The following is a 14,155-nucleotide window of genomic DNA, read 5'->3' as shown; positions in this document are numbered from 1 at the left end:
AGGCTGAAAATCATGTCCGATATTGAGCGCACCGAATTTAACCTCCCCGACGGCGTCGACGCGGCGCATTCTTCGCAGCGCAATAGCGACGTCGAAGCGACCGCACACTCCGAGGAACATGATATTGAGCGGTCATTGCGCCCGAAGTCGCTGGATGAGTTTATAGGCCAGCCCAAGGTGCGCGAGCAGCTTTCCTTGGTGATCAAAGGCGCTAAGAATCGTGGAGTTACGCCGGACCACGTTCTGCTCTCTGGCCCGCCTGGCCTGGGTAAGACCACCATGGCGATGATTATCTCCCAGGAGTTGGGGACTTCGCTGCGTATGACCTCTGGGCCGGCTTTGGAGCGCGCCGGCGATTTGGCCGCGATGCTTTCAAATTTGATGGAAGGTGACGTTCTTTTTATTGATGAAATCCATCGCATCGCCCGGCCAGCAGAAGAAATGCTGTATATGGCAATGGAAGATTTCCGTATTGACGTCATCGTGGGCAAGGGGCCTGGGGCTACCTCCATTCCGCTGGAAATCCCGCCTTTTACCCTGGTAGGGGCTACAACACGCGCCGGCATGCTTACTGGCCCCCTGCGTGATCGATTCGGCTTTACTGCGCAAATGGAGTACTACGACACGGCTGACTTAACTCAGGTGATTAAACGTGCGGCGCACATCTTAGACGTAGATATTGACCATGATGCAGCGGTAGAAATTGGTTCTCGTTCGCGTGGCACCCCGCGTATTGCTAACCGTCTCTTGCGCCGCGTTCGCGACTATGCCGAGGTCAACGGTACGGGTTTGATTGATCTTAGTGCGGCCCAAGGGGCGCTCGAGGTCTTCGACGTGGATGATATGGGGCTTGACCGCTTGGACCGGGCGGTACTCGATGCCTTGATTAAGGGGCACGGCGGCGGACCAGTCGGCGTGAGCACCCTTGCCATTGCGGTGGGCGAGGAGCCCTCGACGGTGGAAGAGGTGTGTGAGCCCTATTTGGTGCGTGCCGGGATGATTGCGCGAACAGGACGCGGCCGCGTAGCTACCGCTGCTGCGTGGCGGCACTTGGGGCTAACTCCTCCTGAGGGGGCAGCCGGCCTGTTTTAATTCCAGGCGCCAGCCTACTTGGTTAAGCATTCTGGTTTTTGTGTCCACTTCCGTCTGGCACACTAGGAAGCTATGGAAATCATCATTCTCATCATTATTGGCATCTTGTTCGTCATTCCCTCTTTCATGGCTATGCGAAAGCAGCGCCAGCGCCAAAATGATATGCAGGCCCTACAAAATTCCCTTAAGCCGGGCGATTCCATCGTCACCGCGGGTGGTGTGCACGGCGTGGTGCGTAGCACCAGTGACAAGGATGTGGATCTAGAAATCGCCCCAGGAGTGGTGGTTACTTTTGACAAGATGGCCGTGATCCGCACCGAGCAGGAAGCCAATGAGCTCGAGCGCCCAGCAGCTGCTGAGGAAGCAAACGGCGATGCGGAAGATAACCTGTCTGATGGCAATACCCCTCCGTTCGACGGCGAGGAGAAGAACTAAACCCGCCTCTCCCTGAGAATTATCTTAACGTTTGCTAGGTGGTGGAAACTTTGTGGAGCGTAGACCCCATCACACTTTGGGCCTTATCTGGCCCTCGTTAAGGAAAATTCCGTCTCATGACGTACGATGGTGCGTTGTTGACGTGCCTGCGCCATCCGGTCGGGCCGTAATTATTGTCTAAACACCCTGTTATAAGCAGCACAGGAGATTATCGTTGTCCGCATCATCCCGTGGCGCTATGAAAAATAGCCAACGCCAATGGCCGAAGCGCGCTATCGCGTTATTCGTTCTCATTGTGGTTGTTATCTATGCGCTTATCTTTCTTACTGGTAGCCGTCAAAGTACGCCGAAGCTCGGCATTGACCTGCAAGGCGGTACTCGCGTAACGCTTGCTCCGCAAGGCGAGGAACCCACTCAGGACCAGCTCAAACAAGCACGCACCATCTTGGAACAGCGTGTCAATGGTATGGGCGTTTCTGGCTCTGAGGTTGTCATTAACGGCAATACCCTGGTTATTACCGTGCCAGGAGAGGACGCTTCCCAAGCACAGGCCGTAGGTAAGACCTCGCAGCTCTTCTTCCGCCCAGTGGCTAAGCCATCCATGCCGGATATGGGCAAGCTCAATAAGGAGCTAGAAGACATGGCCAACCGCTGGGTAAAGTATGGCGTGCTAAGCGCAGACGAAGCGAACAAGCAGATGGATCAAGGCGTCAAGGCCATCTCTGCGCAGGAAGCGCAGATGACCGGACAGAAGCCAAAGGAGAAGAAGGCTCCAAAGGTCAGCGCTAAGCCCCTAGATAAGCCAAGCAACTCCATTGAGCAGTCGAAGCGCCGTGATGAAATCACGGAGATGTTGCTCAAGGACCGCCAGTCCGAGGATCCGACGACCCAAGCCGCAGCTTCGATGCTGATGACCTGTCAGGGCGATACCGATCCGCTGGCTGGCGCGGACGATCCGGCTAAGCCATTTGTTACCTGTGATTATTCCAAGGGCAACCCGTACGTCCTCGAGCCCGCGCCACTTCTTAACGGCATCAAGGATGAAAATGGCACCCGTCTAACCGGCAATGAGATCAATACCAATGGTCCTATCGAAGGCGGTATGAACAACAAAACCGGCCAAATGGAGATCAACTTCTCTTTCAAGACCGGAGATGGACCAAATGGTTCCCAGACGTGGGCGGACCTCACCAAGGAACACCTCAACGACCAAGTCGCCATTACCCTTGACTCCGCAGTTATCTCTGCACCGGTGATCCAGGGCGCAACTCCAGTTGGCTCCGCAACCTCTATTACTGGTGATTTCAGCCAGGAGGAAGCACAGAACCTAGCCAATAACTTGAAGTATGGCGCACTGCCGCTGTCCTTCGCCGGTGAAAATGGCGAGCCGGGCGGTACCATTGAGTCCATTCCGCCGACACTGGGTAAGGCCGCCCTGCAGGCCGGCCTTATCGCGGGCCTGGTCGGCTTGGTGCTCGTGATGGCTTATTCGCTGTACTACTTCCGCGCACTGGCCGGCGTCTCCCTCGTCTTCCTCATTGCTTCTGGCCTGTTGACCTATGGTGCCTTGGTGCTGCTGGGTCGTTGGATCGGCTACTCACTGGATCTCTCCGGTATTGCCGGTCTGGTCATCGGTGTGGGTGCAACGGCTGACTCCTTCGTGGTCTACTACGAGCGCATCAAGGATGAGCTGCTTGAGGGACGCACTTTCCGCTCTGCTACGCAAAAGGCGTGGGAGCGTGCTCGCGCCACCATCGTGACCGGTAACGCGGTGACCCTCATCGGCTCCGTAGTGGTCTACTTCCTGGCCATCGGTGAGGTTAAGGGCTTCGCCTTTACCATGGGCCTGACCACGGTCTTCGACCTTGTCGTATCCTTCTTGGTCATGGCACCACTGATGCAGTTGGTGGGCCGCCGTCCAGCTGCAGCCAAGCCTTCGATGAACGGCCTTGGCGGTATCTATGCCTTGGCGGAAGAGCGTCGTGAACGCGGCTATTTCGGCTCGGGGCATCGCAAAGCAGGCTCCACTAAAACCTCCGCAACCAAGGAGGCAGCCACCACAGAAACGGCAGCACATACTGCCGCAGGAACCGCACGTCCCGTTGATGCTGCGGAAGATGAGGAGAAATAAGCATGGCTGTTTCGACTAAGCACAAGATTTCCCGAATGGACCGCCTCTACGAGGATGAGCGCGGTTATGACTTCGTTGGCCGCACCAAGCTGTGGTACGGCATCACCGCCGCGCTGATCGTGGCCGCCGTGGCCGCAATCCTATTTCGCGGCTTCAGCCTCTCGATTGACTTCGAAGGCGGCACCACGCTGTCCATGCCGGCAGGGGACCTTAAGGAAGAAGAAGTAGGACGCGTCTTTGAAGATTCCACCGGCGTAGAACCCGAGCAGGTACATATCGTAGGCTCCGGCAACTCCGAGACCTTGGAGATTGTCTCCGAACGCCTCAGCCAAGAAGAGGTGAATGCGGCTCGTACCGCTATCTACGAGGACTTTAAGCCGAAGGATGAAGAAGGTAAGGCCACTCCGGATGCCATCGGTTCGTCCACGGTATCTGAGTCCTGGGGTTCTGCCATTACCCAGCGCATGCTTATCGCCATGCTGGTCTTCTTGGTAGCTGCCACCGTTTATGTGGCCATTCGCTTGCAGAAGAACATGGCTTTTGCCGCTATCATCGCCCTGATTGCAGACGGCGTGATTATTGCCGGCATTTATGCGCTCTTCGGATTCCAGGTTTCCCCTGCTGTCATCATCGGTCTGCTTACCGTCCTGACCTTCTCCATGTATGACTCGGTCATCGTCTTTGACAAGATCAACGAGAACACGGAAGGCCTGGAGGGCCAGCGCAAGAAGACCTTTGCTGAGCTGACGAACCTGGCGATTAACCAGACGGTCATGCGCTCGATTTCTACCTCGGTGATTTCTGCGCTGCCGATTATCGCGCTCTTCGTGGTGGCCGTATGGCTCATGGGCATCGGTACTCTGCGCGATTTGGCACTCATCCAGCTCATCGGTGTGGTTGAGGGTATTTTCTCCTCCATCTTCTTCGCTACGCCATTGGTTGTCACCTTCGCCAATATGTCTAAGAAGATAAAGCGCCACAATAAGCGCGTAACGGACTACCGTGCTGGTAAGGATGAGAAGGGTGCTGCAGAAGATGACGCACCCGCAGCGGGGCGCACCGTGGTTTCGCCAGTAAGTGCTCAGTCCACCCCGGCTGGCAATGAGGCCGAATCGGCGGAGTCCACCGGACACCCTGGCGCAACGTGGCGGCCAGGCAGGTAACTTCCGGTAGTAAAATTCAGGCGGATCGCTAGCTGAAGTGAGGGCACACAACCATGCTTAAGGAAAAGAGCAGTTCTGGAGGACGTCATTGGGGGAGGCGGGCCCTTGCTTCATGCGTATCCGCACTCGCCCTGGCTGCTTCTGCCTGCAGCGGGCAGGGTGGCGAGGATGATTCTTCGGCTACGCCCCAGGAACCAGAATCCTATGGATACTTTGGGTACCAGGTAAATTCCCGTCTGGCCACTACCAACGCAGGCACCTCCTTTGGTTCTGCCAGCTCCGCCGGACTCTTGTCCACGCGCCTATATCCTGGCCTTTTCGTACCTGGTCCCGCGGGCGAATTGATCCCCAATGCAGACCTAGTAGAAACGGAAGAGCTCCCGCCCGCTGAGGGCAGCGACCAGCGCAGCGTCCAGCTGACCTTGGCCGAGGATGCCGTCTTCTCCGATGGCACTCCCGTGACCTGTGATGATTACTTTTTGACTTACGTTGCCGGCACCCATCCGGCTGAATTTGCCTCCCATATGCCGCTGATGAATGACATTGCGAATTTCAGCTGCGAACCCCACAGCAAATCGTTTACGTTGACTTTTAATAAGGATCAGGGGCAGCGCTGGCGCCATATGTTTGGCGCCGGAACGGTCATGCCCGCCCATGCGCTGGCAGAAAAGGCTGGGTTGAGCCTAGAGGAGCTTAATGCGGCGCTGGCAGCCGAAGATATGCAAGCGCTAGATCCAGTTACCCAGGCATGGCGGTATGGCTTTTCCGTGGCAAAGGATCAACTCGATCCAAAACTGCAAGTGTCCTTTGGCCCTTATGTCATCGACAAGGTAGGCGATGAGGGCGAGGTTATCCTCAAAGCGAATGAAAAATACTTTGGTGATGCGCCAGCCGAGGACCATGTTGTGGTGTGGCCTGCGGATGCTGACGCGCAGAAGCTGGTAGATAGGGGGGCGCTGCGAGTGGTCGACGCCGCCAGCGCAACCCCTGACTGGCTTGAGGGCACACAAAGCGAGTCAGGGGAGGACTCTTATGAAGCTTCCCCAATGGCAGGCGAGCTAACGGATACTCTGACGCTGTCTGAGGCTGGAGTATTCGCCGAGCCGTGGGCCCGCGAGAGCTTCGCTGCGTGCGTCGATCAGCAGGCGGTTGCTCAGGCTAGCTCCGCGGCCTCTGGCGTAGAGGTGCCACCGGCTTATGTACGCACCGTTTCCGTCACCAACCCGGTTGCCGGCGGCCTCGACAAGATGGGCAAGGAGCACCAGGGTACCGATCTAGCGCAGGCGGGGAAACTGAATGGAACGACCATCAAGGTCGGCTACTTAGGACCGGATAAGCGTTACGCAGCGATGGTGGAACAGCTCCGTGCATCCTGTGAGCCAGCCGGTATTACCATCGAGGACGCGTCCGCTGAGTTCATGTCCCAGCACTACTTGGAAATGGATCCAGAAACCTGGGCACCTACCGTCGACGCCTTCCTCGGCCCGGTCGATCCCCAGACGGAGTATTCCACGGTGGAGTCCAGCATGAAGAACTCTGCGGAGCTGAAGAAAACAGAAGAGGCTCTGTGGAAGGACGTGCCATCCATTCCGCTCTCCGCGCAGCCGCGCGTCTTCCTCGTCCACCGCGACGTGGAAGGTGTCCTGCCGTACACTGGCGTCTCGGGTATCGGTTGGAATATGGACCGCTGGCACAGCACCGCCCCAACGGACAAGGAATAGGCCCCGCATATCGGGCGTTTACGACCTCTCGCAATTATTTCTCAAGGAAGATTATGAGTTCGCACTACGAATCAGCAGCACAGGCACTCAAGGACAAGGTTCGCCTCGTTCAAGACTTCCCAGAGGAGGGCATCCTCTTTGAGGACCTCACCCCAGTCTTGGCGGATCCAGAGGCATTTCGCACCGTAGTGGACGGCTTGGCGGCCGCCTGCGAGGAATTGGGCGCAGATATGATTGGCGGCTTAGACGCCCGTGGATTCCTCCTCGGCTCGGCCGTCGCCTACAAGATGGGCCTGGGTATCCTGGCCATCCGCAAGAAGGGCAAGCTTCCCCCTCCGGTATATACCGAGGAATATGAGTTGGAGTATGGCTCTGCGGCGCTGGAGATTCCAGCCAGCGGCGTTGACATCAAGGGCAAGCGCGTAGTGCTTGTCGACGACGTCCTGGCCACCGGTGGCACCCTCCACGGTGCCAAGCTCTTGCTTGAGTCCGCAGGTGCCGAAGTCGCTGGCAATGTGGTGGTGCTGGAAGTCAAGGGTCTCAACGGTCGTGAGCGTTTATCCGGCCCGCCGCTCATTGTGTTGAATGCCACAGACTAAGATGGGATGTCTAAGCTAGATCCCACGATCTAGATGGACATGAGGCCACAAGGCCCGTGGCACTGTGAAGGGCGGTAGATTTGGCCATGGACAAACCCGTAAAGCGCCAGTCCGGCGGCGGAATGCGCAGTATGTCGGCGCGTCTAGCTCGTTCGCTTACCGGCGGCCGAGTGAAGGTGAATCCGGTGCTGGACCCGTTGATGTCCATTCACCGCAAGTTTCATCCCAAGGCCGATGCCGATTTGCTCAATCGCGCCTATGACACCGCGGAGCGGCTCCATGAGGGTGTCTTTCGCAAATCCGGAGAACCGTATATCACTCACCCGCTCGCCGTGGCGACGATCGCGGCAGAGATCGGTATGGACACCACCACCATTGTTGCAGCGCTGCTGCACGACACCGTGGAGGATACGGACTATTCTCTAGAGGACCTCACCCGAGACTTCGGTCCGGAGGTGGCTCGCTTGGTCGATGGCGTGACCAAGCTGGACAAGGTGGCACTGGGGTCGGCCGCAGAGGCCGAGACCATTCGTAAGATGATTGTCGCCATGGCCACCGACCCCCGAGTCCTGGTCATTAAGGTCAGCGACCGCCTGCACAATATGCGTACGATGCGGTTCCTCCCGCCCGAAAAACAGGCTAAGAAGGCGCGGCAAACCCTCGAGGTTATCGCGCCGCTAGCTCACCGCCTCGGCATGGCCAGCGTGAAGTGGGAGCTGGAAGATCTGTCCTTTGCCATCTTGTATCCGAAGAAGTACGACGAGATCGTGCGCATGGTGGCAGATCGCGCCCCCTCCCGCGACCGCGCACTGAAGGAGATCATTAGCCAGGTCAGTGGGGCGCTGAAGGAAAACGGCATTGAAGCCGAGGTTATGGGCCGACCAAAGCATTACTGGTCCATCTATCAAAAGATGATCGTGCGCGGCCGTGACTTCGCGGAGATCTTCGACCTCGTAGGAATCCGCATCTTGGTCGAGGACGTCAATAGCTGTTATGCCGCAATTGGCGTGGTTCACTCGATCTACCAAGCTCTGCCCGGGCGCTTCAAGGACTATATTTCCTCCCCACGTTTCGGCGTGTACCAGTCCCTGCACACCACGGTGCTGGCAGATGGTGGCGCTACCTTGGAGGTCCAGGTACGTACCCACGAGATGCACTACAACGCTGAGTTCGGTGTGGCTGCTCACTGGCGCTACAAAGAAACCAAGGGCAAGAACTCGGGCCACCAGGAAGAAGTGGACCAGATGGCGTGGATGCGCCAACTTCTGGACTGGCAGAAGGAAGCCGCCGATCCCAACGAGTTCCTCGACTCGCTTCGCTACGACCTGACCGCCAAGCAAATCTTCGCCTTTACCCCGAAAGGCGATGTGGTGAACCTGCCTGCCGGTTCAACTCCGGTGGACTTTGCCTACGCAGTACATACTGAGGTCGGGCACAGGTGTATAGGCGCCAAGGTCAATGGCAAGCTAGTCGCGCTCGAATCGAAGCTAAAATCCGGCGACAAGGTGGAAATCTTTACCTCCAAGGATCCCAATGCTGGTCCGTCCCGCGATTGGCAGGATTTCCTGGTGTCCGCTCGCGCCAAGACCAAGGTGCGGCAGTGGTTTGCCAAGGAACGCCGCGAAGAACACTTGGAAGCCGGCCGCGATGCCTTGGCTACCGAAGTCCAGCGCGGCGGCCTGCCTATGCACCGCCTGTTTACCGCCAGCTCCATGAAGCAGGTAGCGGAGCAGCTGCACTACGCCGACGTCGATTCGCTGTATACCGCCATCGGCGCGGGCCACGTATCTGCTCAACACGTGGCCAACCAATTGGTTGCCATGTTCGGCAACCAAGACGATGCCATTGACACCCTGGCCTCGCGCACGCCACTGTCTGAGATTGAGCACTCCCGCGCCCAACACACTGAAGACTCGGCATCGGGCACTGGCATCTTGGTGGAAGGCAGCCCCGATGTGATGGCAAAGCTTGCCAAGTGTTGCCAGCCCGTGCCGGGCGATGCCATTTTCGGTTTCGTTACCCGCGGCGGGGGAGTCTCCGTGCACCGAGCCGACTGCACTAATGCGGAAAAGCTCAAGGCAGAACCAGAGCGCATGTTGGAGGTGGCCTGGTCTTCTGGTACCTCCGCAACGGGCGCTTTCTCGGCGACGCTGCAATTGGAAGCCCTCGACCGTCAGGGCCTCCTTTCAGAGCTCACTCGGGTAATGAGCGATGAGAACATCAACGTTTTGACCATGAACTCGAATCGGGGCGATGACCATATCGCGACGGTAAGGTTCACATTCTCCGTTTCGGATACCAAGCAATTGGGAACCTTGATGACCACACTGCGCAATACCGAAGGCGTCTTTGACGTTTACCGCGTAACCGCCTAAGGCGCTGTGCCCCACCCTCAAGGAGGGGCGGGGCAAGCAATGCAAAGGCATCGGGGAGGTTACTTGTATGTGAATTCTTGACTGCTGCAAGGTAAAACTCCAGCAAGCAAGCTTGATTTCTCCTGCCAAGTAGTTAGCGAAGCGATATAAATTATGAAGCGATATAAATTATCCTGTCGCTTTCTACTATCTAGGAGTACTTCAATGCAGTTCCGTCGCATCGGCCAGCTTGTGGCCGCCACTACCGTTTCCGCTGTTGCTCTCTCCGGCGCGCAGGCGGTGGCACAGGAAAACAAGACCACCATCTCCGTCACCAATATCACCGATATTCACGGTCACTTGGAAGACAAGATTGGTGACCCAGCCAAGGCCGGTGATGAGATCGGCGTAGCTCGTCTGCAGACCCTCATTAAACAGGTAAATGAGGGTCAGGAATTCAACCTGACCTCCTCGGGCGATAACGTGGGTGGCTCCGCCTTCGTATCTGCAATTTCTGATGACAAGTACACCCTTGAGGCTCTCAATCAGATGGGCATGAAGGTGTCAGCGGTGGGCAACCACGAGTTCGATAAGGGCACCGAGGATCTCACCGAGCGCATTCAGCCGAACTCTACGTACCCCATCCTGGGCGCAAACGTGCTTAAGGATGGTCAACCCTTGCTCGAGCCTTCTCACGTTGAAGACGTCGACGGCGTCAAGGTGGGCTACGTTGGCACCGTAACGGAGAACACCAAGTACAAGGTATCCGCGGCGAAGATCCCGGGCGTTACCTTCACGGACCCAGTAAAGGCAACGAATGAAGAGGCCACCCGCCTGAAGGAATCTGGCGAGGCGGACGTCGTCGTCGCGCTCTTCCACGAGGATGCCCAAGACTATGCCGAGGGCTTCAATAAAGACGTAGACGTGCTCTTCGGCGGCGATACCCACCAGCGCACCAAGGGCGAAATCCCCCGCGAAGGTGCCCTTCCATTGCAGTGGGCAGAGGGTCATGAGTATGGCAAGCTGCTTAACGACGTCGACATCACCTTTGACAAGTCCGCCAAGAAGGTAACCGACATCAAACTCAGCCAGTACGATGCTACGGATGCTGCCGATGTTGAGCCGGACGCCGAGATTGCGGACCTCGTTGAGAAGGCACAGAAGGAAGCCGAGGTTGAAGGTTCTAAGACAGCCGGCAATGTGAAGCAAGACCTGTTCCGTGGCTCTGACGAAGGCGCAGAGGCTGGTTCCAACCATGGCGTAGAATCCACTCTCAATAACTTCATCGCAGAAGGCCAACGCTATGCCATGAGCAAGCAGGTAGGCAAGGATATCGAAATCGGTGTGATGAACGCCGGCGGTGTACGTGCCGACCTAAAGGGCGGAGATGTTACCTACAAGGACATCTTTGAAGTACAGCCTTTTGGCAACTCCGTGATTACCGCCAAGATTTCTGGTGAAGATTTCATCAAGGCATTGGACAACCAGTGGCAGGAGGGAAGCCGTCCACGCCTTGCCATGGGGATTTCCAATAACGTCCAGGTGGTCTACGACCAGAAGGCCGGCAAGGGCGAGCGCGTAAAGTCCGTGACTATCAATGGCGAGCCAATTGATCCGAAGAAGGATTACTCCATTGCGCTGTCTTCCTTCCTTGCTTCCAGTGATGAAGAAGCAGGCGGTGACGGCTACTTCAACGCTGGTTCCATCAAGGACAAGAACGATGTGGGCTACATGGACACTCAGGCCATGATCGACTACATCAAGTCGGGTGAATCGGAGGTCCGCACCGGCCAGGGCCAGATCGGTGCACACATTGAGGGGGACGTGAAGCCGGGTGAGGAAATCACGGTGAACCTGTCCAGCCTCAATTACTCCACCGAGGGCGAGCCGATGGCGAAGAAGGCAACCGTGAAGTTGGGCGACGCTGAGCAGACCGTAGACATCGACAACGCCGCACAGGAAGGCGATGCGCATTTTGGTGAGCGCGGTCGCGCAACGGTAAAGCTCACCGTTCCAGAGAACCTGAGCGGCAAGCAGAACCTCGAAATCACCACTGACGCAGGCACCAAGGCAACCTTGCCTATCGAGGTAAGCGGCGAGGGCTCCGAAGAGCCGGGAGCTAAGCCTGCGCCAAAGGGCTCTTCCTTCTCTTCCAACGGCTCTTCCGTGGGTGGCGCAGTATTCGCCATCGTTGCAGCGCTGGTAGCTGGCGTTGCGGTTGTGGGCATGAACCCGCAGATTCTTCCTGCTCCAGCGCGCAAGATGATTGAGGACCTGCGCAAGCAGTTCCACATCTAGGACAGCACAGCACTAGGCGGAGCGGCTCTTCCTGAACAGGGGAGTGACGCTCCGCCTTTTCTGTATGTCTAGCGGCTGCCGGGTAACCTAAGCAGTCGTGGACACTCTAGAACTCTTCCTGCGCGAGATTACTTATCAGCTGGGTATTGAATGGCACCGTATTCCCGTTGTCGTGCTGGCGACTTTGGGTATCTACCTATCCTTCATGGTTTTGGTGAAGGTATTCGGCTCTCGCGTACTTACGTCCATGACGGCCTCAGATGCCATCATCATTATTATGTTTGGCGCAGTCGCGGGCCGTGTCATCGTGGGCAATCCACCGACCCTTGCCGCCGGCGTCATCGGCCTGACCACGCTGATGGCGCTCGAAGCTGCCTTCGGTACCATTCGCAAGGTAGTGAAGTGGACGCGCTTTCTGGACCGTCGTCCCATCCTTTTAGTCTTTAGCGGTGAGATGGTTGAAGATAACCTGACGCTGGCTCACATTACAGAATCGGATATCTACTCGGCGGCTCGTAGAGCCGGCATTAGCCGCATGGAAGACGTGCAGATAATGATCCTGGAGCCTACGGGCCACATCTCCGTCATCAAGGTCGGTCAAACCATCGACCCAGAGCTTTTTAAAGACCTCGTGGGGTCCGAATACATCGAAGACGCTAAAGACTCTTAGGACGCACCTCACAGCTTGGCCAGAAGCGCAAAGGTCATCTGTAGGCTCCCTTTACCCAAGAGCGCACGAAAAAGCCGCTGCATTCCACTTAGGGAAGCAGCGGCTTAAGAATCGCTATGAAGCGGTGACTTTACTTGTTGCCGAAAGGCAGGTCGAGGTACTTGTTAGCGAAAGCAAACAGGGTGCCCAAAGCGCCGATAATAGCGGTGACAACGCCGATCCAAGCCTTGATCTCCTTTGGATCTGCGTCCTTGAGGGAGGAACCCTGCTCAGCCGGCTCAGCTGGCTTGGTGGTGGTCGGCTTAGCAGTGGTGGACTGGGTGGTCGACTCAGCAGCGGTAGCTACAGTGGTGCCAGCAAAGGTCATGGACAGAGCGGTTGCGCCAGCAACGAGTGCCTTGCGGGAGAAAAGCTTCATTTTTTGATTCCTAACAAGCTTGGTGTGTTCAAAGACGTTTCAAATACTAGACAGGCCGACAGGCTTCCGCAACAGTATCGGCAGGTTTTTGCTCACTGGCTGAACTAGCTGAAAGCCCGCTGTGTGCTGCGTGTTTACTACTGTGATTCTTGTGATCTAGAGGAATTTTAGTGTTCTCCTGTTTCTGCAGCTTAACCCTCATAATCGGGTTCAGTATAATTTAAGGAAAGGATGAGCCCCGGCGCATTCGTCCACGAGCTGTGTGGTGAATGGCCGGGGCTTTGTGCCCGCCCCCGTTAGGGGGTGTGGTGCGGTGGAGCTAAGAGGGGGCGTCGCCAAGCAGGGCTTTTCTGCCGCCTAAGCCTTGACGGTTGCCTTCTTAATCTTGACTTCCTTGGCAGGCTTGCCATCTGGTTGGCCGCCTTCGACGCCATTCTTGGCAATCTTGTCCATCGTCTTCATACCCTTGTCGGTGATGGTGGCGAAGTAGGTGTAGCTCGGGGCCAGCTCAGAATCGTCGTAGTTGAGGAAGAACTGGGAACCATTGGTGTCTGGGCCGCTGTTGGCCATGGCGACGGAGCCGCGCGGGTAGACAACAGGCTTCTGTGCGTCCTTCTCGTCCACCTCGTCGGTGGGGTACTCATCGGCGAAGCTGAAGCCAGGACCGCCGGAACCGGAACCGGTGGGGTCGCCGCATTGCAGCACGTTGAGTCCGCCTGAGGTCATACGGTGGCAGACGGTGTCGTCGTAGTAGCCCGACTTGGCCAGCTCAGAAATAGCGTTGGTGGTACATGGCGCCTTGGCGCGGTCCATTTCCATCTCAATGGTGCCCTGGTTGGTTTCAAAGGAAACGGTGACGGTGCCCTTGGTGGAAATATCCTTGCCGTTCGGCTTCTTTGCGCCGTTGGATTCTTGCCCGTTGTCCTCATACTTACAGGTCACAGTATCCGGCAGGGCCTTAGCGCGCTTGTCAGCGATGGGCTGCGCCTGTGGGGTTTCCTGCGAGGTCTCAGCTGCGGAAGACTCCTCAGCCTGTACGTTTTCATCGTCGCCTTCGCGGGTGGACAAGAAGTAAATGCCGCCGACGAGGGCGAGAATTACTACGAGGGAGGCGGCAACAACGCCGAGCGGGCGTGCCTTTTGCTTGCGTTCGCGGGATTTCAGCTCGCGCTCGAGCTTGCTCAGCGCCTCTTCGCCGCGCTTTTGATTATTTGGCACCGGGAGTCAACCTTTCTAGCGATTATCGGTGGCATGATTCAACCTGACCGATTCTA

Annotated in this window: 11 protein-coding genes; 9 read left to right on the top strand and 2 right to left on the bottom strand. The window is 57.0% G+C overall.

Annotated features, from left to right (window positions below; all coding sequences use genetic code 11):
- Positions 1-12 precede the first annotated feature (12 nt).
- From ruvB to RAE09_RS00945, 9 genes are all read left to right on the top strand, one after another.
- Entirely contained in the window at positions 13-1,092 is a 1,080-nt protein-coding gene (ruvB, locus tag RAE09_RS00985) for a Holliday junction branch migration DNA helicase RuvB (RefSeq protein WP_316980728.1), read from the top strand.
- Between the two features lie 72 nt (positions 1,093-1,164).
- Positions 1,165-1,527 (top strand): preprotein translocase subunit YajC, encoded by a 363-nt coding sequence (gene yajC / locus RAE09_RS00980; protein ID WP_316980727.1) that lies wholly within the window; start codon positions 1,165-1,167, stop codon positions 1,525-1,527.
- 238 nt (positions 1,528-1,765) lie between these two features.
- On the top strand, positions 1,766-3,658 hold the full coding sequence (gene secD / locus RAE09_RS00975; protein ID WP_316980726.1) for a protein translocase subunit SecD: 1,893 nt from the start codon (positions 1,766-1,768) through the stop codon (positions 3,656-3,658).
- A gap of 2 nt (positions 3,659-3,660) precedes the next feature.
- On the top strand, positions 3,661-4,821 hold the full coding sequence (gene secF, locus RAE09_RS00970; protein WP_316980725.1) for a protein translocase subunit SecF: 1,161 nt from the start codon (positions 3,661-3,663) through the stop codon (positions 4,819-4,821).
- Positions 4,822-4,874: 53 nt separating this feature from the next.
- Positions 4,875-6,542: an ABC transporter substrate-binding protein gene (locus RAE09_RS00965; protein WP_316980724.1), complete on the top strand. Its 1,668-nt coding sequence runs from the start codon at positions 4,875-4,877 to the stop codon at positions 6,540-6,542.
- 53 nt (positions 6,543-6,595) lie between these two features.
- Positions 6,596-7,141, top strand: a complete 546-nt coding sequence (locus tag RAE09_RS00960) for an adenine phosphoribosyltransferase (protein WP_005324978.1) — start codon at positions 6,596-6,598, stop codon at positions 7,139-7,141.
- A gap of 86 nt (positions 7,142-7,227) precedes the next feature.
- Positions 7,228-9,516: a RelA/SpoT family protein gene (locus RAE09_RS00955; protein ID WP_316980723.1), complete on the top strand. Its 2,289-nt coding sequence runs from the start codon at positions 7,228-7,230 to the stop codon at positions 9,514-9,516.
- A gap of 204 nt (positions 9,517-9,720) precedes the next feature.
- On the top strand, positions 9,721-11,793 hold the full coding sequence (locus RAE09_RS00950) for a bifunctional metallophosphatase/5'-nucleotidase (RefSeq protein ID WP_316980722.1): 2,073 nt from the start codon (positions 9,721-9,723) through the stop codon (positions 11,791-11,793).
- Positions 11,794-11,890: 97 nt separating this feature from the next.
- A complete protein-coding gene (locus RAE09_RS00945) occupies positions 11,891-12,463 on the top strand; it encodes a DUF421 domain-containing protein (protein WP_179386574.1) in 573 nt (190 codons plus the stop codon).
- A 130-nt stretch (positions 12,464-12,593) separates the two neighbouring features.
- Here RAE09_RS00945 and RAE09_RS00940 read toward each other — a convergent pair whose 3' ends face one another.
- Positions 12,594-12,881, bottom strand: a complete 288-nt coding sequence (locus tag RAE09_RS00940) for a hypothetical protein (protein WP_179386573.1) — start codon at positions 12,879-12,881, stop codon at positions 12,594-12,596.
- A 357-nt stretch (positions 12,882-13,238) separates the two neighbouring features.
- Positions 13,239-14,099: a peptidylprolyl isomerase gene (locus tag RAE09_RS00935; protein ID WP_316980721.1), complete on the bottom strand. Its 861-nt coding sequence runs from the start codon at positions 14,097-14,099 to the stop codon at positions 13,239-13,241.
- Positions 14,100-14,155 lie beyond the last annotated feature (56 nt).

The sequence above is a fragment of the Corynebacterium tuberculostearicum genome (assembly GCF_032821615.1).
Classification (GTDB): domain Bacteria; phylum Actinomycetota; class Actinomycetes; order Mycobacteriales; family Mycobacteriaceae; genus Corynebacterium; species Corynebacterium tuberculostearicum_H.
The sequence above is the reverse complement of the archived record's forward strand: the minus strand, read 5'-3'. Positions and strand labels throughout refer to the sequence as shown.

Bases quoted from the DNA above. Each gene is read 5' to 3' on its own strand.
- ruvB (WP_316980728.1), top strand. From the start codon at position 13: ATGTCCGATATTGAGCGCACCGAATTTAACCTCCCCGACGGCGTCGAC.
- yajC (WP_316980727.1), top strand. From the start codon at position 1,165: ATGGAAATCATCATTCTCATCATTATTGGCATCTTGTTCGTCATTCCC.
- secD (WP_316980726.1), top strand. From the start codon at position 1,766: ATGAAAAATAGCCAACGCCAATGGCCGAAGCGCGCTATCGCGTTATTC.
- secF (WP_316980725.1), top strand. From the start codon at position 3,661: ATGGCTGTTTCGACTAAGCACAAGATTTCCCGAATGGACCGCCTCTAC.
- RAE09_RS00965 (WP_316980724.1), top strand. From the start codon at position 4,875: ATGCTTAAGGAAAAGAGCAGTTCTGGAGGACGTCATTGGGGGAGGCGG.
- RAE09_RS00960 (WP_005324978.1), top strand. From the start codon at position 6,596: ATGAGTTCGCACTACGAATCAGCAGCACAGGCACTCAAGGACAAGGTT.
- RAE09_RS00955 (WP_316980723.1), top strand. From the start codon at position 7,228: ATGGACAAACCCGTAAAGCGCCAGTCCGGCGGCGGAATGCGCAGTATG.
- RAE09_RS00950 (WP_316980722.1), top strand. From the start codon at position 9,721: ATGCAGTTCCGTCGCATCGGCCAGCTTGTGGCCGCCACTACCGTTTCC.
- RAE09_RS00940 (WP_179386573.1), bottom strand. From the start codon at position 12,881: ATGAAGCTTTTCTCCCGCAAGGCACTCGTTGCTGGCGCAACCGCTCTG.